This is a genomic window from Variovorax boronicumulans, from assembly GCF_030812215.1.
In the GTDB taxonomy this organism is placed as follows: Bacteria; Pseudomonadota; Gammaproteobacteria; order Burkholderiales; family Burkholderiaceae_C; genus Variovorax; species Variovorax boronicumulans_C.
On the sequence record NZ_JAUSSG010000002.1, the window covers coordinates 567,373 to 588,629 of the forward strand.

The following is a 21,257-nucleotide window of genomic DNA, read 5'->3' on the forward strand; positions in this document are numbered from 1 at the left end:
GATCTTGGGTGTCCTTGTCAGCGTGCGACGGGCGTCGCATGCAGGGTTTCTTCGCCGTCGGTGCCGAGCAGGCGGTCGAGTTCGCCGGCCGCGCGGTGCGCCTCGGCCAATGCGACGAGGTACTGGTTGCGCACCTGGAACAGCGTGCGCTGCGCATCGAGCGCTTCGAGAAAGCTGAACTTGCCCAGCTCGAAGCCCTTGGTCGCGGCCCTGTAGGCGGTCTCGGCGCCGGGGAGCGCATCGCGCTGCAGCGTCTCGGCCGTGGCGCGCGCCGAGCGCAGGCGCTCGGTGGCCTGCGCCACGTCGGCACCCAGTTGCAGCTCGGCGGCGGCGAGGTCGTCGCGCGCTTTCTCCTCGCGGCTCAATGCCTCGGCGAGGTTGCCGCGGTTGGTGTCGAAGATCGGCAGTGGCACCGAGAGGACGACGACGACCTGGTTGCGGCGGCTGCTCGCGCCTTCGGTGTCGGTGGACGCCGGCACGCGCTTGGCGCCCAGCGACACCGTGATGTCGGGGATGCGCTTGGCCCGCTCCAGGCTGGAGAGCGCCTCGCGCCGTTCGATTTCGAGCCGCGCCTGCCGCAGCACGGGCGCAGCGAAGAGCCGGCCCTCAACGTCTGGAGACGAGACAAGCGCCGGCAACTGGTCGACCGCGCCATCCACCTGCGTGAAGCGCGGCGCCGGATTGCCCCACAGCGCGGCCAACTGCTGGCGCGCGGAGCGCAGCGTGCCCTCGGCCTGCAGCAGCTCGACGCGCACACCCGCCTCGGCCACGCGCGCGCGGGTTTCCTCCAGCGGCGAGACCTTGCCGGCGGTGACGCGGTTGGCGGCAGCCTTCGTCGCGATCTGCGCGAGGCCGACCGAGTCCTGCGCGAGCCGCAGGCGCTCCTGCGCGGTCAGCACCTCGAAGAACAGCGTGACCGTCGAAGCCCGCAGTTCCGAACGGCGTGCAACCAGCGCCGAGGCGGCCTGGTCGCGCGCGCGCTCCGCGGCCGTCACGCGGGCCGCACGCTTGCCGCCCAGCTCGATGGGCTGGCTCAGCTGCAGCGTGGTGGTGCGGTTGTCGCGCCGCAGGTCTTCCAGCTGCGCGCCGAGCACGGGGTTGGGCCAGGCACCGGCCTGGACGATGGCGCCCTCGGTGGCCTCCTGCTCCCGCGAGGCTGCGGACAGGCTGGGGTTGGACTGCAGCACCATCGCGACGGCGCTGCGAAGGGTCAGCGGACCCGCGGGCTCCAGCGTTCGGGCGGCCGGGCGGGATGAGGAAGACTGGGAGCCGGCAGCAGCCTCTGGTTGCGAGGGCTGCTGTGATTGCTGTAGCTGCTGTGATTGCTGTGAATGGGCCGGGGGCACCGCCAAGGCCAACACGGCCAGCGGCACGAAGAGCGTGCGCATCGAATTCTCCTGGGTTGCGAAACAACGGACGGACGAATTCGGCGAGAGCTCAGCTGATGAAAGGAATCAGTGGTGGGTGGTGTTCTCTCGCCGAATCAAAGGGCGAGAGTCCGCGCGGGGCGCACGGGGACTTCGGAGACATGGGAAACGAAACGATCTTCCGTTCTGGCGTGCAGCACCTGGGGCAGCTGCGCTGCGCCGGCGGCATCGCCGGTCGCCATGCCCACATGCTGCGCGGCGCCGAAGTGGCTGACGATGCAGTGCCCGACCGCGCCGTTCGGCTGCGTGCTGGTGTCCTGCTTCGCGCCGTTGGTGTTGTGCGTGCGGTCGGTGCTGTTGGGGTCGTCCTGGTGGTGGCCCCAATGCTCGGGCTGCGTGTCGCGCTCGTGTTGGCAATACGCCGCCGACGCCGCCCAGCTGAGCTGGAAAGGAAGCAGGAGCAGCAGAAAGATCAAGAGCCAGCGACGCATGAGCCAAAAAGTATATCGGCGGGGTGCAAGGCCCCGTCCGCAAAAAGCCCTCCGGATCGAGGGCCCGGCGCAATGTACGACTTGAGGGCGAGGCTTTGTCTGTCAATAGGATTACTAAATCGTAACCAGTGTTTTGAGAGCCATTGGGTACGATCTGACGATGAGAATCCTTGTCATCGAAGACGAACCCAAACTGGGCGATTACCTTAAAAAAGGGCTGGAGGAAAACGGATACGTCGTCGACATCGCCCGCGACGGCATCGAGGGCCGATACCTCGCCACCGAGGGAGAGTACGCCCTGGTCCTGCTCGACGTGATGCTGCCCGGCATCGACGGCTTCGCGGTGCTCCAGGCGATACGCCGCACGAAGAACGTGCCCGTGCTGGTGCTCACCGCACGCGACAAGGTCGAAGACCGGGTGCAGGGCCTGCAACAAGGCGCCGACGACTACCTCGTCAAGCCCTTCTCCTTCTCTGAACTGCTGGCGCGCGTGCAGGCGCTGCTTCGGCGCGGCAAGGCGCAAGATTCGACCGTGCTGCGCCTGGCCGACCTCGAGCTCGACATGGCGAGCCGCAAGGTGTTTCGCAACCGCGTGCGGCTCGACCTCACGGCCAAGGAGTTCACGTTGCTGGTGGTGCTGCTGCGCCGGCGCGGCCAGATCCTCTCGCGCACCACGCTCGCCGAGCAGGTGTGGGACATGAACTTCGACAGCGACACCAACGTGGTGGAGGTGGCCATCCGGCGCCTGCGCAGCAAGATCGACGATCCGTTCGAAGTGAAGCTGCTGCACACGGTGCGTGGCATGGGCTACGTGCTGGAAGACCGCTCCTGGGCATGACCCGACCCCCAGGCTTGCCCACTTCGTGTGGCCGCCCACCCCTTTGCAGGGGGCAATGCCTGCGGCCCGGCAAAGCCGGTTCCGCGGCATTTTCGCGATGAATCGCCCGCAATCGATCCAGCGCCGCCTCTCGCTCTGGATCGCCGCGCAGACGCTCTTCGGGCTCAGCGTGATCTGCCTGGCCATCTACCTCGTGACGGCCTGGAACTTCGGCGAGAAGCAGGAGGAAGAACTCGACCAGAAGGCGGTGCTGGTAGAGCACCTGCTGAAGGAGGCCGAGAAAGGCGGCGACCTCGTCTTCCTCAGGCACAAGCTCGACGATTTCTTCTCGATGCAGGACGACGTGAGCCTGTCGATCTCGCATGCGGGCAAGCAGCTCTTCGAGTCGCGGCCGACCGCCGGTGGCCGCTGGCTGCGCCGCGACCTGACGGTGCCCTGGCAGCAAGGTGACCTGACAACCAACCTGCAGGTGCAGCTCGGCGTGAACGTCGCACAAGAAGCGCGCTTGCTTGAGCGGCTCGCGTGGACGCTGCTGGGCGCCGTGGTGCTGGGCACCGCGCTGGTGTCGCTCACGGGCATGTGGCTGGTGAGGCGCGGCCTGCGTCCACTGAAAGCGCTGGCCGACCGCACCGCGGCCATGGCGCCCGACAAGGCCAACCAGCCGATCGATGCGCTGGCTTTCGCCGAAGAACTGCGGCCGTGGATCACGCAGTTCAATGCGCTGCTGCTGCGGGTGCAGCGCGCCTACGTGCAGCTCGAATCCTTCAACGCCGACGTGGCGCACGAGCTGCGCACGCCGCTCGCCAACCTGATCGGATCCACCGAACTCGCGCTCACGCGGCAACGCTCCAACGAAGAGCTGCAGGGCGTGCTGACCTCCAACCTCGAGGAGATCGGCCGGCTCTCGGGCATCGTCACCGACATGCTGTTTCTCTCCAAAGCCGACCGCGGCACCTCGACGCGCTCGCGCACCGTGGTGAGCCTCGCGGCGCAGGCGCGCGACGTGATCGACTTCTACGACGCGATGCTCGAGGAGGCCGGCCTGAAGGCCGAAGTGGCCGGCGATGCGATGGCCGATGTAGACGCCTCGCTCGTTCGGCGCGCGCTCTCGAACCTCCTGGGCAACGCGATCCGCTTCGCCGCACCTGCGTCGGCCATCCGCATCGAACTGAAAGAGGATCGCGACGAATTCGTGCTCTCGGTCGTGAACCGCGGGGAGCCGATCGATCCGACCGCCCTTCCCCGCCTGTTCGAACGTTTCTATCGCGCCGCGCAGGCACGCGACGAATCGACGCGGCACCACGGGCTGGGCCTTTCCATCGTCGAGGCCATCGCGCGCATGCACGGCGGGCGCGTGTTCGCGTCGAGCGAGGGCGGGGAAACGCGCATCGGCTTCACGGTGCGCCGCAACGGCTGAGGCCGGCGCAAGCCGGGCGCGCTCAGGGCTTGGCGTGCGCCTCGGCTTCGGCCGGGGCCGCCGCGTCGGCCGCGGGCTTCGGCTTGCGGCCGAGGCACAGCGTCATGAGCGGCCCGGTCATCGCGGTGGTGGCGAGCGCCATCACCAGCAGCATCGTGAAGAGCTCGGGGCCGATCAGGCCCACGTCGAAACCGATCTTGATCACGATCAGTTCCATCAACCCGCGCGCATTCATCAACGAGCCGGTGGCCATACTGTCGCGCCAGCTGTAGCCCGCCATGCGTGCGCCGGCCGCGCCGCCGGCGATCTTGCCGACGGTGGCGACGCCGATGATCAGCAGCATCGCGCCGAGGCTCGTGCCGGTGAAGGCGCTGGCGGTGGTGCCCAGCCCGGCGAGCGCGAAAAAGAGCGGCATCAGCACGACGATGGAAATGGGCTCGATGCGCTCGCTCAGTGAACGCAGGAGACGGTCGTCGCGCGGCAGGCAGGCGCCGAACAGGAAAGCGCCGAACACCGCGTGCAGGTGCAGCCATTCGGTGAGCAGCGCGGTGACCAGGAGGCCGATCATCAGCGAGGCCATCACCGTGGTCGAAGGCTCGCCGTCGGGCGCCTTCACGCGCAGCAGCCAGGCAAAGGCGGGCTTCAGCCCGAAGAACAGAAAGGCCAGCATCACCACCACGCCGACGGTGATCTTGATGAGCCCCGCATAGCCCTCGCCCGCGCCCACCAGCGCCACCACGAAGGCCAGCAGGACCCAGGCGAACACATCGACCACCGCGGCGGCGCTGAGCGACAGCTGGCCGAAGGACGTGCGCGTCATGCCGCGGTCCTTCAGGATGCGCGCCATGACGGGGAAGGCCGTGATGGAGAGCGCGGCCGCCATGAAGAGCGCAAAGGGCCAGAACGCAACGCCGGCCGGTGCGAGCGTGGGGTACAGCGCCGGCGAGATCGCCAGGCCCAGCGCCAGCGGCACGATCACGCTGAGCACGCCCACCGCCCCCGCCGCCTTGATCTGCGAGCGCATGTTCTGCGAGGACCGCAGCTCCAGCCCCACGACGAACATGAACAGCACCAGCCCCACCGTCGACAGCGACGACAGGCCCTGCAGCAGGTCCTTGGCGAAGAGTTGCGCATGCAGCGCAGGAAAGAGCGCGCCCATCACGGCCGGCCCGAGCATCAGGCCCGCGGCCATTTCGCCCACCACGCTGGGCTGCCCCAGGTAGCGCAGCACCCAGCCGCAGATGCGCGCGGTGGTGAGGATGACGACGAGTTGCAGCAGGAGGGTGGTGACGGACATGGGAGATCGGGGGCGCGAGGGCCAGGGGGCGTAGCCGCCGATGTTAGTGCCGCAGGGGACCCGGTTCAATCCGGCCGCCGGGCCGCTAGGATGCGCGCGAGGCACTCGGCCAGCTCCTGCAACCCCAGCGGCTTGTGCAGCACGGCGGCCACGCCCGCATCGCGCGCCCGCTGTTCGAGCGCCACGTTGACGTTGCCACTCACCAGTGCGACGGGCAACTCCGGGCGCTTCGAGCGCAGCAGCCGGGCCAGCTCGCTGCCGGGCATGCCGGGCAGCATCTCGTCGGTGAGCACCGCGTCGAAGCGCCGCGGGTCGGCCTCGAACGCGGCCAGCGCGCGCTCGCTGGTGCCGAAGCCCACCGGCTCGTAGCCCAGGCTCGCGAGCAGTTCCTCGGCCAGTTCGAGCAAGGGCTGCTCGTCGTCCACGATCATCACGACCTCGCCGTTGCCGCGCGGGCAGCCGGGCACGGTGTCCAGCGGTGCCTGCGCCGGCCCGCCGTCCGCCACCTGTCCCTGCAACAGCGGCAGCCACACCGAGACCACGGTCGGCCGGCCGTTGCCGGTCGCCACGTCGATGGCACCGCCGATATCGGCCACGATACCGTGCACCACCGAAAGACCGAGGCCCGTGCCCTCGCCCACCTTCTTGGTGGTGAAGAACGGATCGAACATGCGCTGCAGCACCTCGGGCGAAATGCCCGGGCCGGTGTCGCCCACATCCAGGCGCACGTACGAACCGGCCGCGATGTCGCCGTGCAGCAGCGCGCGCTTCCCGGCGATGTCCACGCGGTCGAGCCGGAGGCTCACCACGCCCTCCTCGCCCATCGCCTGCACGGCGTTCGTGCAAAGGTTCATCACCACCTGGTAGAGCTGCGTGCCATCGCCCACCACGGCCGCGCCGCCGGACTGCAGCCGCGCGTCCACGCGCAGGCCCGGCGGCAGCGTGGGCACGAGCATGGCGATCACTTCTTCGACCAGCGCCTGCATGTTGACCGGCACGCGCTCGGCGATGCCGCTGCGGCTGAAATCGAGAATGCGCCGCACCAGCAGGCGCGCGCGGGCGCCGGCCTGCATCACGCGATCGATGTGGCGGCGCATCGCGCTGCCGGTCTCGGCCTGCTGCTGCGCCATTTCGCCGAAGCCGAGGATGGCGCCCAGGATGTTGTTGAAGTCGTGCGCGATGCCGCCCGACAGGGTGCCCAGCGCCTCGAGCCGCTGCGTCTGCTGCAGGCGCGCCTCGAGCCGGGCCTTGTCGGCCTCGGCGAGCTTGCGGTCGCTCACGTCGGTGGCGGCGCCGAAGAGGCGCAGCGCCGCGCCGGCCTCGTCGCGCACGCAGCGGCCGCGCGCGTGGATCCAGCGCCACTCTCCGCCGGCGTGGCGCACGCGGTATTCGAGCTCGACCGCGTGCGTGCGGCCGGCCAGGTGGTCGTCGAGGGCGGCCTTGGCGTGCGGCGCGTCGTCGGGGTGCAGGTGCACATGGCGCAGCACGTCGGCCGAGGTGGCGAGCGGCGCCGACGCATCGACGCCGTGCAGCGCGCGCCACTTGTCGGAGACGAACACCGTGTCCTCTGCGACGTTCCATTCGGCATGGCCTTCGTTCGCGGCCTCCATGGCCATGGCGTAGCGCTCCTCGCTCTGGCGCAGCGCCAGCTCGCCGCGCTCCTGCCGGCGCAACTGGCGCAGGAGGCCGACGATGGTGAGCACCACCAGCAAGATCAGGAGCACCGTGCGGATGCCCGAGCTCCACATCTCGTCGTACCAGGGCCGCAGCGCCTCTTCCTCGTCGCGCATGACGGCCAGGATGAGCGGCCGCTTGCCCACGCCCACCGCGGCGATCAGCTTGGGCCGGCCGTCCATCGGGTTGATGGCGCGCGCGACCTTGCCGCCTTCCTTCAGTGCCGCGAGTTCGGGAAAGCTCAGCTTCTTGGCCGGATCGTTGGGCCCCGGCTGGCGCACCACCAGCGTGCCGTCGCTCAGCGTGAGAAGCAGCGAGCTGCCCTTGCCCAGCTGGATGGCCGAGTACATGCCTTCCAGGTGCTGCAGCGTGACGATGGCGGTGACCACGCCGCCGAACGCGCCGTTCGGCCCGTCGATGCGGCGCGACACCACCAGCCCCGGCATGCCTTCCGTGCGCGTGGTCATCGGCTCGCTGATGAAAAGGCCCGTGTCGCGCGAATCGCGCTGCGCGGTGAAGTACGGCCGGTCGGACACGTCGGACAGCGGCCCGCCGGTGTCGCGCGAGCGGTGGCGCTGCATGCCGTGGGCATCGACGACGGTCAGCACGCTCACCTGCGGCACGCCGACCGTGCGGGAGGCCAGGCCGGGCGACACCTCGCCGGGCCCGAAGCCGCCGCTGGCAGCCCCGTACCAGTTCGCGGTGTCGCGCAGCACCACGTCGACCGCCTGCATGCTGCGCAGCGACTGCTCGGCCAGCGCCTTGGCAAGGTTGCCGAGCTCGCGCTCGTTGGCCAGCATGATCTGCTGGTGCAGCCGCCAGCCGTCGTAGCCCGCCGAGCCGATGCACGCGGCGATCAGCAACACGCCGGCGGCAACGATGCGGCGGCGCAGGCGGTCGGCGGATTTCATGGAGGGAATCAGTGAGCCGCGCCGAGGGTGTCGGCCACGGCCTGCAGCAGTTCGCCGCGCGCGCAGGGCTTGGCGACGAGGCGGCGCAGGCCAAGGGCCAGGGCCGGGTTCGAATCGCTGTGCAGGCTGCGGCCGAGGCGGGTCGAGAGGCCGATGAGCGCCGCCCGCGGATAGCCGGCCCGCACGGCGCGCACCGTGTCGGCGCCGCCGCCCCGCAGGTCGGGCACATCGACGATCACCAGGTCTGCATCGGCACCACTGGAGGCGCCCTGCGCGGGCAGCGCCCGCACGGCGTAGCCCTCGCCCAGCAGCCATTCGCAAATCAGTGTTCGCATGGCGCTATCTTCCTCGATCACTACGACGGTCGGCATGGTGTCTCTGTTCGGTGCAGGCGGCGCGGGTTGCCGCCCAGGCTCCATTGGCGCTCCCGCACATGCCGCCCTCATGTCGGCCGTGGCGCGGACATTTCATCTGTAATCCGCTCGCAGGCCGCGCGCAGCGAAGTTGCATTACCCTTCGGTTCCATGAGCGCCAGCCACCACATCCTTGTCGTCGACGACGATCCGGCCATCCGGGAACTGATGGCCGAGTACCTCACCGAGAACGAGCTGCGCGTGACCACCGCCGTCTCGGGCGCCGAGATGAAGAAGGCGCTCGCGGAATCGGTCATCGACCTGGTGGTGCTCGACCTGCGCCTGGGCGGCGAAGACGGCATGCACCTGGCACGCCACCTGCGCGAGACCAGCGCCATTCCCGTCATCATCGTGACCGGCAAGCGCGACGAGGCCGACCGCGTCATGGGCCTGGAGATCGCGGCCGACGACTACATCACCAAGCCCTTCAGCAACCGCGAACTGCTCGCGCGCATCCGCGCGGTGCTGCGGCGCTACCAGGTGCAGCGCGACGCCACCGCGGCCGCGCCGGCCAAGGGCGGCACCGAACGCCGGGCCTATCGCTTCGCGGGCTGGGAACTCAACGTGCTGGTGCGCCGCCTCACCGGTCCGGACGGCCGGCGGGTGGAACTGAGCAACGGCGAATTCAACCTGCTGCTGGCGCTGTGCGAGGCGCCCCAGCGCGTGCTCTCGCGCGACCAGCTGCTCGAACTCTCGCGCCTGCACGGCGCGGAGGTGTACGACCGGTCGATCGACGTGCAGATCCTGCGCCTGCGGCGAAAGATCGAGGTCGATGCCTCGTCGCCGCAGTTCATCCGCACCGAGCGCGGTGCGGGTTACGTGTTCGATACGCCGGTCGACGCGCTGAACTAGGGCCTCAAAGGCCCTGCACCTGCACCGGCTTGCCGGGCTGGCCCGCCACCTGCGGCGCGATCACCAGATAGCGCCGCGAAGCTTGCGCATTCGACTGCACGATCTGCCGGATCGGCCCGATGGCGTTCACGATGGCCGAGCCCGCGGGGTTGGTCATGAAGTTGGCCAGCGGCTGCAGCGCGCCGCCGCCATCGGGCTGCTCGGCGAGTGCCAGCACATAGGGCGCCTTCGGCTCGAGCCCCGTCGCGGACGCTTGCAGCACCTGCGTGAGCCCCTGGTCGAACAGCGTCACGCTGGTGGGCGTACCCGCCTTGTCGCCCTGCACGGCCACGAGCGTCAGGTGCGCGGCCTGCCCCGCCACGCCGAGCGGCTGCAGCCCCTGCAGGCCGTCGCCCTCCGGCACCGCATTCGGCACATAGGCAATCGCCTGCGGCGCCTGGCCGATGGGCACTTCGCCCACGACCTTGTTCGTCGCCGTGTCGATGGCGGCGAGCGCGTCGGCGTTCTCCAGCCCCACGTAGATGCGCGAGCCGTCGCCCGAAGGCCAGATGCCGTGCGGCAGCTTGCCGACCGGAATGGTTGCGACCTGCGAGAAATCGTCGGTGCGGAACACCTTCACCTGGTTGAGCCCGCCGATGGTCACGTAGGCGAAGGTGCCCTTCTTCGTGGCGGCGAAGTTGACGTGGTTGGTGATCGGCCCGGTGTCGAACGACTTGATGACCGCGAACGGCGGCTTCGCATCGAACACCATCGTGCGGCCTACGTCCTTGAGGGTGAGCCACACCTGCCTGCCATCGGGCGTGGCCGCGATGTTGGGGCAGAACGGGCTGTCCTGCTCCACGCGGCCGACGATCTGTTTCGTGGCGGTGTCGATCACCACCGTCTCTGGGTTGAATGAGGAGCACACGTAGCCGTACTTGCCGTCCGGCGAGAAGATCTGCATGCCGGGCCCGGCGGGCGTGACGATGCGGGTCTTCTCCTCGAAGGTGGCCGCATCGATCACCGACACGTAGTTCTCGCCGCGCACCGTGACCCACACCTCCTTGCCGTTGGGCGTGAAGAAGGCCTCGTGCGGCGAGCGGCCGACGTAGGTGGTGTGCTTGACGGCGTTGGTCGCGGTGTCGATGAAGGTCACCGAGTTCGAGCCGATCGACACGATGGCGAGCGTGCGGTGGTCGGGCGAGAAGCCCATGCCGTGCACCAGCACCTGGCCCTTGTAGAGCGGGCTGAAATTGCCAGGCGACGGATCGCCCAGGCGGATCACGCCCAAGAGCTTGTTGTCGACCGGATCGGTCACGGAGACGGTGTTGGAGAACTGCTCGGCGGCGTAGACGCGGTCGCGGTGGCTCACCGGAATGTCGGCTGACGCGGCGGCGCCGGGGACCTGGCCCGCTTCCGCGAATGACGAGGCGAGAAAAAGCGATGCGCACAGCAGCGCGGCGGCGTGACGAATGGGGGTCATGGGTTGTCTCGGTGCTCCATGTGCATGCCGGGCATCGTGTGTGGTGGATGCGGCAAGGAATTTGTCGTGTCGGTGGCGGCAAGGCCCTGCGTCGGTGCAGGTGCCGAGGGCGGCAGCGGCTGGCCGAGCGCGAGGCGCATCGCCGCGATCTCCTGCTGCTGCTCGACGATGATTTCCTGCGCGATGCGGCGCAGTTGCTCGTTGCGGCCGTAGCGCAACTCGGCCTGCGCCATTTCGATCGCGCCCTGGTGGTGCGGAATCATCATCGCGGCGAAATCGCGATCGACGTCGCCGGAGGGCTTGATCTCCATCGCGGCCATCATCCGGCTCATGGCGGCGTCGTTCTCGGCGGCGAAGGCGGCGGCGAGCGAGTCGGCCGCCGCGGGCAACACGCCCACGGCAGCGACCAGCGCCGCAACCGCCCCAGCCGCCAGCGCGATGCCGCGCTGGCGGCGCGGGGACGCGGCGCTCACTGGCCTGCGCTCTGCGGCGCGGCCATTGCGACTGCGCTGTTCGTCGCCGCTGCATTACCGCCGTGCGCAAGGAAGAACGAGCCGCTGTCTTCGCCGTAGAGCGCATCGAAGTGACCGCCCTTCTCGGCCGCGGCCAGCTCGGCCTTGACCTCGGCGCGCGGCTCGGTCGACTTGAAGTTGCGCGAGAGGTAAGCCGAACCGCTGTCGGTGGCGACCAGCACGCCGAGCGTGCCGTCGGCCTTGGCCTGTGCCAGTTCGGCCTTCACTTCGGCGCGCGGTTCGCTCGACTGGAAATGGCGCGACAGGTAGGCCGAGCCGCTGTCTTCGCCCGTCAGCGCAGCCAGTTGGCCGCTGGCCTGGGCCGCCTTCAATTGCGCGACGACCTCGGCGCGGGTCAGGCTCTGGGCCGAGGCGGCACCGGCCGCGGTGAGCATCACGGTGGCGGCAAGTGCAGCCATGGCGGCATTGAGTTTCTTCATGATCGTTTCCTTCTAGATGCGCATCTGAAAAAGTAGAAGGGGTGCGCCGGCAGACACGCGTCCGGCAAGCCCCAAGCCAACACGGGGTGATCCAGGCACCGGGGGCGGTGCTTGTCTCGGGCTCTACTTTGCGAAGCGCGCGTTGCGCACGGATTGCGCGCGCGGCGCGGCCGATTCAGATGAAGCGGGAACGATTGCAGATGAAATACGCGGCCGTTTTCCTTTGGCCTTTCGGGCTATTCGATCCAGCGGTTGGCCCACTGGTTGAGTGGTGTCAGCCGTTTGACGAGTTCACCGCCCGCCTCGGTGAGCACATAGCCCGTGCCCGAGAGCTCGACGATGCCGGCTGTGCGCAACTCCTTGAGCCGGTCGTTCAGCACCGAGGGCGACATGTCGTCCGTGCTCACCCGCAGCGCCCTGAAGCTCTGCGGCGCGCCGTCGCGCAGTTCCCAAAGGATGCGCAGCGTGCCCTTGCGGCCCAGTTGCTCCAGCAGCCGCATGATGGGCCGCCGCGCTGCTGGCGCGGGCTGCGGCGCCGATGCTTCCTCTTCGTTTTCCATGTCGTGCTTTCGGTGATCGAACGGCCGCCATTGCGCTACGGATTACGTAGCGATAGACTGCGCCGAATCGCTACGCTTTTCGTAGCGATTTCAACGCATTCTACGAAGGATTCCGACCATGACGACTGCCGCCATGCCAAGCGCTCGCACGCCTCGCATTCCACCGCTCGAAGCCCCCTTTCCCGAACCGATTGCCGACCTGCTGGCGCGAATGAACCCGCCCGGAAGACCCGAGATCCTCGCGCTCTTCCGCGTGCTGGCCATCAACCCGGAACTCGCAGAGCGAACACTGGGGCTGGGCCGCTATCTCCTGGGTCGCAAGGCGGCCGTCAGCCTGCGCGACCGCGAGGTGGTGATCACCCGCGCCTGCGCCCGCTGCGGCGCCGAGTACGAATGGGGCGTGCATGTGGCGGCCTTCGCCGATGCGGCCGGATTCAACGAGGTCAACCGGCGCGTGATGGCGTCCGTGGCCGAAGACGTGGCGCAACTCGCGCCGCGCGACCGGCTGCTGGTGCGGCTGGTCGATCAGTTGCACGACCACAGCGACATCGACGAGGCGCTCTGGCAATCGCTCGGCGAACACTGGAGCCACGCGCAACTGATCGAGCTGATGATGCTCGCAGGCTGGTATCACGCGGTGAGCTATGTGTGCAACGCGGCGCGCGTGCCGCTGGAGAAATGGAGCGCGCGCTGGTAGGCCCGGGGGCGTGGAACGCTCCCCTGCAATTGACCGATCCCAAGGCGACCGCTAGGATCTTTGGCATGGTTGCTCATGCTTCTTTGCCCTCCCGACTTGTCCGCGCATGCTGTCTCGGCCTGCCAAGGGGCACTTGCGGCTAGCACCTGATCTTCGTCCGCATCCCTGAGGCCACCCGTTGAAAGACCGGTGGCCTTTTTGTTTTGCGCAACCGGCAACTCTCTCCACGAAAGGCCCGAATGTCCCTTGCCTTGTACGACACCTGGTCGCGCACCGTGCGCCCCTTCGCTCCCTTGCAGACCGACCACGTGGGCCTGTACTGCTGCGGGCCGACGGTGTACGACTACGCGCACATCGGCAACCTTCGAACCTATGTGTTCGAGGATGTGCTGCGTCGCGTGCTGATGCTGAACGGGTACGAGGTCCGGCACATCGTCAACATCACCGACGTCGGGCACCTGGTCTCGGATGCCGACGAGGGCGAGGACAAGATGGAGAAAGGAAGCCGTCGAACCGGCAAGTCCGCCTGGGAGATCGCGGAGCACTACACCGAAGCCTTCCTGTCCGACTGGCGGGCGTTGAACCTGCTGGAGCCCACCGCGTGGCCGCGTGCGACCGACCATATCCCCGAGCAACTGGAATTCATCGCGGCCTTGCAGCGCAAGGGCTACACTTACCAGACAGCCGACGGCCTGTACTTCGACACAACCAGGCAGGACGACTACGGCCATCTGGCCCGCCTCGACCGCGCAGGACTTCGCGCCGGCACGCGTGTCGCAATGGGCGAGAAGCGCGATGTTTCCGATTTCGCCCTCTGGAAGTTCAGTCCGATGAACTCGAAGCGGCAGATGGAATGGGACAGCCCCTGGGGCCGTGGCTTTCCCGGCTGGCACATCGAATGCTCAGCCATGTCCGCCAAGCACCTGGGGCCGTGGTTCGATATCCACTGCGGTGGAGAGGACCACATCGGCGTGCATCACAGCAATGAAATCGCGCAGACGCAGGCATGCCACGGCACCCGGCTCGCTAACTTCTGGATGCATGGCCACTTCCTCATGCTCGACGACAGGAAGATGGCCAAGACGGACGGCGATTTCGTGCGCCTGCAGACACTGGTCGATCAAGGCATCGATCCCCTGGCCTACCGTTATCTCTGCCTCACGGCGCACTACCGAAGCACCTTGCGCTTCACCGAGGAAGCAATCACCGCAGCGCAATCCGCGCTGGACCGCTTGCGCAAGGCGTACCTGGATTGGCCTGGCGGTGGCACGGCCGACGAAGGGTTCGTGCGTCGCTTCGACGCCGAGGTCGGTCAGGACCTCAACCTGCCGCGCGCGCTGGCGGTTCTCTGGGAGCTGGTCAGAAGCGAACTGCCGGCGGCAACCCGGCGCGCCACGGTCGACCATTTCGACACCGTGCTGGGACTTCGGCTGGCCGAGTGGCAGGTGCTCGCTCCGGACATTCCCGCGAACGTTGCAGCCCTGCTCACGGTCCGCGAGGAAGCACGCGCCGGCAAGAATTGGGCAGAGGCCGATCGCTTGCGCGATGCATTGCGGGCCCTGGGCTGGCGGGTCGAGGACAGCGCGAGCGGGCAGCGGTTGAGCCCGGACGAGAAGTAAAAGCCGTGCAGCCTACTTGGGGGCCCGCATCAACCGCAGCCCGTTCGCCACCACCAGCAGGCTCGCCCCCATGTCGGCGAACACCGCCATCCACATCGTCGCGCTGCCGAACACCGCGAGCACGAAGAACACGCCCTTGATGCCGAGCGCCAGCGTGATGTTCTGCCACAGCACCGCGTGCGCGCGGCGCGAGAGGCGGATCGTCTCGGGAATGCGGCGCAGGTCGTCGTTCATGATGACCACGTCGGCCGCTTCCATCGCGGTGTCGGTGCCCGCGCCGCCCATGGCGAAGCCGATGTCGGCCTGCGCGAGCGCCGGTGCGTCGTTGATGCCGTCGCCGGTCATCGCGACCGCGCCGTAGCGCGCCTGCATGGCCTTGATGGCGCCGAGCTTCTCTTCGGGCAGCAGGTTGCCGCGCACGTCCTCGATGCCGGCGTGGCCGCCGATGGTCCTGGCGGTTGCGGCGTTGTCGCCGGTGAGCATCACGGGCACGACGCCGAGGGCGCGCAATTCAGCCACGGCGGCTTGCGACGATTCCTTGATCGTGTCGGCGACGGCGAACAGCGCGAGCACCGCCTGGCTCGATGCGAGCAAGGTCACGGTGCGGCCCGCCTCTTCATGGCGCTTGAGCTCGGCTTCGAGCGCCGGGGTGCACAGGCCCTTCTCCTCGATCAAACGGTGATTGCCGAGCATGTAGCCCTGCCCCGAAAGCACGGCCTGCACGCCGCGCCCCGGCAGCGCGGTGAAGTCGCCGACCTCTTCGCGCTCGCCCTTCAGGCCCTCGGCGATGGCCTTCGACACGGGATGGTCCGAGCGGCCCGCGATGCTCGCGGCGATCGCGAACACCACCGCTTCGTTGCTGCCCGAGGCATCGAGCACCGTCGATTCGACCAGCTTCGGCTTGCCTTCGGTGATGGTGCCCGTCTTGTCGAGCGCCACCGCCTTGAGCTTGCGTGCCTCTTCGAGGTAAGTGCCGCCCTTGATCAGGATGCCGCGCCGCGCAGCCGATGCGAGCGCGCTCACGACGGTGACGGGCGTCGAGATCACCAGCGCGCATGGGCATGCGATGACCAGCAGCACCAGCGCCTTGTAGATGGCCTGCAGCCAGGTCCAGTCCATGAAGAGCGGCGTGAACAGCGCAATGGCCAGCGCCAGCACGAAGACCGCGGGCGTGTAGATCGCGGCGAACCGGTCGACGAAACGCTGCGTGGGCGCCCGCGTGCCCTGCGCCTCTTCGACCGCGTGGATGATGCGCGCGAGCGTGGTGTTGGCCGCCACCGCCGTGACGCGGAATTCCAGCGCGGCGGTCTGGTTGATGGTGCCCGCGAAGACCGGGTCGCCCACGGTCTTGTCGACCGGAATGCTCTCGCCCGTGACCGGTGCCTGGTCGATGGCGCTCAGGCCCGCGGTGACCACGCCGTCGAGCGGCACGCGCTCGCCGGGACGGATGCGCGCGATGGCGTCGAGCGCCACGGCGTCCGCCCTCATGGTCTGCCAGCTGCCGTCGGGTTGCTTGACTTCAGCCTGTTCGGGTGCGAGCGCGAGCAGGCTCTGGATCGCGTTGCGGGCGCGGTCGACGGCGCGGGCTTCGATCAGCTCGGCAATCGCATAGAGCGCCATCACCATCGCGGCCTCGGGCCACTGGCCGATGACGAAGGCACCGGTCACGGCAACGGCCATCAGCGCGTTGATGTTGAGGCGCCCGCGCACCAGTGCGCCGAAGCCCTTCTTGTAGGTGTCGAGGCCGGCCAGGCCGATGGCTGCGAGCGCGAGCACCATCTCGGCGGCCATGAAGCCCACGCCGTCGAGGGCCAGGAAGGAGATCGATTCGGCCGCGATGGCCAGCACCAGCGCGGCGACAAGGCGCGCGAGACCGGTGCTCATTCCCGCAATGCGCGCGGGAGCGGCCGGGGCAGCCGTGCCGCCGACCGGCTCGGGCTTGAAGCCGGCCTTGCGGATCGCATCGAGCGCTCGGGGCAGCGCGCCATCGTCGGCCGTGATGGCCATGGTGCGCTCGCCGAGGCGAAAGCGCAGCCCCTGGATGCCGGCCACCGGCTCGAGCGCGCGGCGGATCTCGGACTCCTCGACCGCGCAGTCCATCGTGGGAATGCGAAAAAGCAAGGCGCCCTTGGGAATGTCGGCGGTGTCCACGGCAGGTGGTGACGAACCGCAGACCGGGTTGCCGCAGCAAGACGTTTCGGCGTGGGCATGGGCGTGGGCGTGCGCGGGTCCATGGGAGTGATCGTGACCATGGTCGTGGTCGTGATGAAGGGCCGGCGTCACGGGCTTCAGGGCGTTCTGGTTCGTCATGAAGGCAATTGGAAACCCTGAAGCAGGTGTAGAGTCAAACGCTGAATTCCCACTTCTGGATCTGCCGCATCATGAAAATCGGTGAACTGGCCAAGGTCGCGAACACGCCGGTCGAAACCATCCGGTACTACGAGCGCGAGCAGTTGCTGCCCGAGCCCGCGCGCACCGACGGCAACTACCGCATCTACGACGACGAGCACGCCCAGCGCCTGGGCTTCATCCGGCGCTGCCGCTCGCTGGACATGACGCTCGACGAGATCCGCAGCCTGCTGAAATTCCGCGACGCACCGCAGGACGACTGCGGCCAGGTCAACCAGTTGCTGGACGACCACATCGGCCACGTGGCCGCGCGCATCTCCGAACTGAAGACCCTCGAGAAGCAGTTGAAGGCACTGCGCCTGCAGTGCTGCGGACCGGAGTCGGCGAGTGCCTGCGGCATCCTGCAGGAACTGGACACCGCCGCGCTCGCGCCGGAGAGCTTCGGGCAGCACGCGGGGCATGTGCATGGGTCGTTGCACGGCGCGGCGGGGAAGCGGTCGGGTTGAGGGGGTGAATCCAGGGCGGCGCTTCGGACATTGCCCCGTGCTCAAAAGCGGCCGGCCCCAAGGCGCTCCGCCAGCAGTCAAGCCGCCCTTCGCGCGCCATCACGAAATGCATTCGTTGCCGTTCGGAATGCCATCACCGGATCGCCAGCCGCTGTAATCGCTCGCCCGATCACCACATGTGAGGCGCCCGCTTCCGCTGCGGCCGCAGGGTCGGCAACCCGCATTTGATCGCCGCCTCCACTACCGAGTAACTGGATGCCTGGACAGACGATGAGGGCACCTTCGGGAAGAATCCGACGCAATAGTCTTGCCTCCCGGGCCGACGCGACGACGCCTTGGCACCCTGCCTTGCTCGCCAACAGGGCCAGCCTCTGGACCTGTGCATCGACCGAGGGCGCCAGGCCAATTTCGGGCAAGTCTTCATCGCTCAAGCTGGTGATGACCGTCAGCGCCAGTACCTTGAGATGAGGGAAGGACGCTGCCGCATCAACCGCAGCCCGCAGGACCGCCGAGCCAGCCGAAGCGTGGACCGTTACCCATGTGACCCCCAGCTTTCCCGCCTCCCTGACGGCGCCCGCGACCGAATTGGGAATCTCGTGAAGCTTGAGGTCGAGGAACACGCTCTTGCCCAGGCTGACAAGGTGGCGCGGCAAATCCGGGCCAGCCGCTGTCAGCGTCTGAAGACCGGCCTTGTAGTGGTCTGCTTCGGCGCCAAGCAGCGCGACCAGTGCCATCGCGTCGGATGCGGAATCGAAGTCGAGCGAAACAATTACTGATGAGGTCATTGCTGTTGATGCCTGCTCCTGGCCGATCGTACCCATCCGTGCAAGACCGAATCGAAACAGCAACGTCTCAACCGTCTCGCGCCAGCCAGCTTGCAAGCTACCCCGTCACACCTGTTCCCTTGCCACCCGCACTCCCACGCCGCGGAATCCAATACCCCAGCATCCCCGCCGCGGCAAAGGCAATCAAGCCGGTCACCGCGATCCCCGCAGCAAGCGACAGCCCTCCGGCCAACAGAGACAGCAATGCCGGCCCGCACGAGGAGCCGATGTCGGACATCAAGCGCCATATGCCAAGAAAGTGCGCGCGTCCGTGGCGCGGCGAGTGGTCGGCGCCGAGGGTCATGATCATCCCCGAGCCGATGCCGTTGCCGAACCCGATCGCGAGGGAAGCGATCAGCAGCGTCACGACGCCGGACGTGAGAGGCATCAGCAGCATGGCCAGCCCCATGATCAGCATCGACGGCACCGCGACCCAGCGCCTGCCTTTCCTGTCCATCACCTTGCCGGCCGGATAGAACACCAGCATGTCGATGCCCCCCGCCAGGCCATAGATCAGCGACGCCACCGAGGGCGCCAGCATCAGGTGGTCGGCCCACAGCGGGATCACGGCCTGGCGCGAAGCGCGCACCGCGCTGACCAGCACCACGCCGACACCGAGCGTGAGGAACACGTGGCGGTGATCCCGCAGCGTCGAGACGATGGAGGTCGAGGCGGGCGCGGCCTGCCCGGCCGGGATCGGCGGCGCCTCCAGGTCGGGGATGCGCGCGCCGATGGCAGCCGCCGCCATCACCGCCACGGTGCCGACGACATAGGCCGCCCACAGGCCGAACGCATGCACGGCCGCAGCCGCGAGGAAAGGTCCCGCGAACATGCCGATGCGCATGACGCCGCCCAGCGTCGACAGCGCACGCGCACGGTATTCGATGGGCACCGCCTCGGTCATGTAGCTCTGGCGCGCCAGGTTGTAGACCGCCTGCGACATGCCCACCATGAAGCAGCCCGTGGCGAACAGGCCCAGATGCGAAGTCAACACGCAAAGGAGCATGCCGAGGCCGCTCCACACACCCGCCGCGACGATGGCCCAGCGCTCGCCCCAGCGCATGGTGATCATCGAGGCCGGGATGTTGTTGAACAGCGAGCCGATGCCGATCATCGCGATGACCAGCGCGGCCATGGGCACGGAAGCGCCCAGGTCGCGCGCGGTCAGCGGCACGATCGGCAGGATGGCGCCCTCGCCCAATCCGAACAACAGCGAGGGGGCAAAGGCCGGTATGGCGATGCGCCACAGGGAGAACGAGGACGTGGGGGACGAAGTCGAAGCGGCGGGCGGGGATGACATGAGAGAGAGGCCGGGTTCTTGCCACCGCGCGCCGGGTGGGCCAAGGCGCCGCGATTGTCTCGCCGATACCTGACCTCTGCCTGTACTCGGGAACTGGCCAACCGACCGTGCGGCCGGCTACTTCACTTCCCCACCAGCTGCGTCAGCTTCTCTGCCTCGAAGCTCTCGTCGCGCGCCGCATCCCCGGGCACGCAGTCCTTGGTGCCCGGATGGGCCGACAGCTTCTCAATCGCCTGCCACAGCAGCGCGATCTGGTGTTCCTGGCCCGACGCGTTGTCGATCAGCCCGCGCATGGCCTGGCTCAGCGGATCGTCTTCCTGCGTGATGCCGTAGGCGGAAAACTTCTGCGACTCGGACACGTCGGCGCTCTCGCCGGTCTTCGACGGGATGATGCGCGCGGGAATGCCCACCGCGGTCGCCCCGGCCGGCACCGGCTTGATGACCACCGCGTTGCTGCCGATCTTGGCGCCATCGCCGACGACGAAGCCGCCCAGCACCTTGGCGCCCGCGCTCACCACCACGTTCTTTCCCAGCGTCGGATGCCGCTTGGTGCCCTTGTAGAGCGAGGTGCCGCCCAGCGTCACCCCCTGGTAGATGGTGCAGCCGTCGCCGATCTCGGCCGTCTCGCCGACCACCACGCCCATGGCGTGGTCGAAGAACACGCGCTCGCCGATCTTGGCCGCGGGATGGATCTCGATGCCGGTCATCCAGCGCGCCCAGTGCGCGATGAAGCGGGCGGGCCACTTGAATCCATGCGTCCAACAGGCATGCGCCCAGCGATGCAGCACCACGGCGTGAAAGCCCGGGTAGACCGTCATCACTTCCCAGGCGCTGCGAGCGGCCGGGTCGCGTTCGAGGATGCACCGGATGTCGGCGCGCAGTCGAGAAAACATCGCTGCCCTTGTTGTCGTTATATCGATAGTGGGCGGGCAGTCTAAAGCCCGGTGTCTTCGCGTACTTTCGATGGGGTTTTACCCCCCGGAGCCGCCCCTGGGGCCCTTGGCCGCGTCCGTCATGGCCTTGGCGATGCCGCGCAGGATGTGGATTTCCTCGGGTGTCGGCTGGGCCCGGTTGAACAGCTGCTGCAGCCGCGGCATCAGCTTCTTCGGCGCGGCCGGGTCGAGAAAACCAATGTCCACCAGCGAGCGCTCCCAATGGTCGAGCATGCCCGCCACCGACTGCGCATCGGCCGCCTGCACGGGGGCCGTGGCGTCGCGCACCTCGTACCCGCCGAGCGCCAGCCGCCATTCGTAGGCCACCACCTGGATGGCCGCACCGAGGTTGAGCGAGCCGAATTTGGGGTCGGTGGGAATGCTCAGGGCGACGTTGCAGCGATAGACGTCTTCATTGCGCATGCCGAAACGCTCGGAGCCGAACAGGAAGGCGACGTGCTGCGCATCGCCCGCTTTCGCCAACGGCTCCAGGTGCTCACGCGGCGTGCGGGTGGGCGGGCCGAAGTCGCGCGGAATCATGGCCGTGGCGCACAAGTGGGTCACCCCGTCCAGCGCTTCGTCCAGCGTCTCGACGATGCGGGCGTTGGTCAGCACGTCCAGGGCGCCACTCGCGCGCTGGATGGTTTCTTCCCGCCGGAGCACGTTGGCCCAGCGCGGCGCCACCAGCACGAGGTCGTCGAAACCCATGGTTTTCATGGCGCGGGCGGCGGCGCCCACATTGCCTGCGTGGCTGGTCTGGATCAGGATGAAACGGGTGCGCATGGGGGGTTTGGAG

The 21,257-nt window shown here is 68.1% G+C and carries 20 protein-coding genes; 6 read left to right on the forward strand and 14 right to left on the reverse strand.

What is annotated here, in order from left to right:
* Positions 1-17: 17 nt before the first annotated feature.
* Together J2W23_RS08930 and J2W23_RS08935 are read right to left on the reverse strand one after the other, a co-directional pair.
* On the reverse strand, positions 18-1,388 hold the full coding sequence (locus tag J2W23_RS08930) for a TolC family protein (RefSeq protein ID WP_307648445.1): 1,371 nt from the start codon (positions 1,386-1,388) through the stop codon (positions 18-20).
* A 95-nt stretch (positions 1,389-1,483) separates the two neighbouring features.
* Positions 1,484-1,858, reverse strand: a complete 375-nt coding sequence (locus J2W23_RS08935) for a hypothetical protein (protein WP_307648446.1) — start codon at positions 1,856-1,858, stop codon at positions 1,484-1,486.
* A 160-nt stretch (positions 1,859-2,018) separates the two neighbouring features.
* Between J2W23_RS08935 and J2W23_RS08940 the strand changes: the two genes are divergently transcribed.
* Positions 2,019-2,696, forward strand: coding sequence for a heavy metal response regulator transcription factor (locus tag J2W23_RS08940; protein ID WP_176656377.1), 678 nt, complete (start codon positions 2,019-2,021; stop codon positions 2,694-2,696).
* A gap of 97 nt (positions 2,697-2,793) precedes the next feature.
* Entirely contained in the window at positions 2,794-4,113 is a 1,320-nt protein-coding gene (locus tag J2W23_RS08945) for a heavy metal sensor histidine kinase (protein ID WP_307648447.1), read from the forward strand.
* A 22-nt stretch (positions 4,114-4,135) separates the two neighbouring features.
* Here the strand turns inward: J2W23_RS08945 and J2W23_RS08950 are convergent, their stop codons facing one another.
* The 3 genes from J2W23_RS08950 to J2W23_RS08960 all read right to left on the reverse strand — a co-directional run bounded on the left by J2W23_RS08950 (position 4,136) and on the right by J2W23_RS08960 (position 8,366).
* Complete coding sequence (locus J2W23_RS08950; protein ID WP_307648448.1) at positions 4,136-5,410, reverse strand: cation:proton antiporter domain-containing protein; 1,275 nt, start codon at positions 5,408-5,410, stop codon at positions 4,136-4,138.
* Between the two features lie 65 nt (positions 5,411-5,475).
* Complete coding sequence (locus tag J2W23_RS08955; protein WP_307648449.1) at positions 5,476-7,995, reverse strand: ATP-binding protein; 2,520 nt, start codon at positions 7,993-7,995, stop codon at positions 5,476-5,478.
* An 8-nt stretch (positions 7,996-8,003) separates the two neighbouring features.
* Positions 8,004-8,366, reverse strand: coding sequence for a hypothetical protein (locus J2W23_RS08960; protein WP_307648450.1), 363 nt, complete (start codon positions 8,364-8,366; stop codon positions 8,004-8,006).
* Between the two features lie 153 nt (positions 8,367-8,519).
* Here J2W23_RS08960 and J2W23_RS08965 point away from each other — a divergent pair, with 153 nt between their 5' ends.
* Positions 8,520-9,260 (forward strand): response regulator, encoded by a 741-nt coding sequence (locus J2W23_RS08965; RefSeq protein WP_176656372.1) that lies wholly within the window; start codon positions 8,520-8,522, stop codon positions 9,258-9,260.
* Positions 9,261-9,264: 4 nt separating this feature from the next.
* Here J2W23_RS08965 and J2W23_RS08970 read toward each other — a convergent pair whose 3' ends face one another.
* From J2W23_RS08970 to J2W23_RS08985, 4 genes are all read right to left on the reverse strand, one after another.
* Entirely contained in the window at positions 9,265-10,722 is a 1,458-nt protein-coding gene (locus J2W23_RS08970) for a YncE family protein (protein WP_307648451.1), read from the reverse strand.
* Positions 10,719-11,195, reverse strand: coding sequence for a DUF305 domain-containing protein (locus J2W23_RS08975; RefSeq protein WP_373423903.1), 477 nt, complete (start codon positions 11,193-11,195; stop codon positions 10,719-10,721). Before J2W23_RS08975 ends, J2W23_RS08970 begins: the two co-directional genes overlap by 4 nt.
* Complete coding sequence (locus J2W23_RS08980) at positions 11,192-11,674, reverse strand: DUF4148 domain-containing protein (protein WP_176656369.1); 483 nt, start codon at positions 11,672-11,674, stop codon at positions 11,192-11,194. The genes J2W23_RS08975 and J2W23_RS08980 overlap by 4 nt, the downstream gene beginning before the upstream one ends.
* 236 nt (positions 11,675-11,910) lie before the next feature.
* Positions 11,911-12,234 (reverse strand): winged helix-turn-helix transcriptional regulator, encoded by a 324-nt coding sequence (locus tag J2W23_RS08985; protein WP_176656368.1) that lies wholly within the window; start codon positions 12,232-12,234, stop codon positions 11,911-11,913.
* Between the two features lie 118 nt (positions 12,235-12,352).
* Between J2W23_RS08985 and J2W23_RS08990 the strand changes: the two genes are divergently transcribed.
* A complete protein-coding gene (locus J2W23_RS08990) occupies positions 12,353-12,931 on the forward strand; it encodes a carboxymuconolactone decarboxylase family protein (RefSeq protein ID WP_307648452.1) in 579 nt (192 codons plus the stop codon).
* Positions 12,932-13,170: 239 nt separating this feature from the next.
* Entirely contained in the window at positions 13,171-14,550 is a 1,380-nt protein-coding gene (gene cysS / locus J2W23_RS08995) for a cysteine--tRNA ligase (RefSeq protein ID WP_307648453.1), read from the forward strand.
* A 12-nt stretch (positions 14,551-14,562) separates the two neighbouring features.
* Here the strand turns inward: cysS and J2W23_RS09000 are convergent, their stop codons facing one another.
* Complete coding sequence (locus J2W23_RS09000) at positions 14,563-16,860, reverse strand: heavy metal translocating P-type ATPase (protein WP_307648454.1); 2,298 nt, start codon at positions 16,858-16,860, stop codon at positions 14,563-14,565.
* A 71-nt stretch (positions 16,861-16,931) separates the two neighbouring features.
* On the opposite strand from J2W23_RS09000, the gene cadR reads away from it, so the two are divergent.
* Positions 16,932-17,405: a Cd(II)/Pb(II)-responsive transcriptional regulator gene (gene cadR / locus J2W23_RS09005; protein ID WP_176656364.1), complete on the forward strand. Its 474-nt coding sequence runs from the start codon at positions 16,932-16,934 to the stop codon at positions 17,403-17,405.
* 77 nt (positions 17,406-17,482) lie between these two features.
* Here cadR and pyrF read toward each other — a convergent pair whose 3' ends face one another.
* The 4 genes from pyrF to J2W23_RS09025 all read right to left on the reverse strand — a co-directional run bounded on the left by pyrF (position 17,483) and on the right by J2W23_RS09025 (position 21,244).
* Positions 17,483-18,286: an orotidine-5'-phosphate decarboxylase gene (pyrF, locus tag J2W23_RS09010; protein ID WP_307648455.1), complete on the reverse strand. Its 804-nt coding sequence runs from the start codon at positions 18,284-18,286 to the stop codon at positions 17,483-17,485.
* 1 nt (position 18,287) lies between these two features.
* On the reverse strand, positions 18,288-19,529 hold the full coding sequence (locus J2W23_RS09015; protein ID WP_307648456.1) for an MFS transporter: 1,242 nt from the start codon (positions 19,527-19,529) through the stop codon (positions 18,288-18,290).
* Positions 19,530-19,651: 122 nt separating this feature from the next.
* Positions 19,652-20,443 (reverse strand): serine O-acetyltransferase, encoded by a 792-nt coding sequence (gene cysE / locus J2W23_RS09020; RefSeq protein WP_307648512.1) that lies wholly within the window; start codon positions 20,441-20,443, stop codon positions 19,652-19,654.
* A gap of 57 nt (positions 20,444-20,500) precedes the next feature.
* Positions 20,501-21,244, reverse strand: a complete 744-nt coding sequence (locus J2W23_RS09025) for an RNA methyltransferase (protein ID WP_307648457.1) — start codon at positions 21,242-21,244, stop codon at positions 20,501-20,503.
* Positions 21,245-21,257 lie beyond the last annotated feature (13 nt).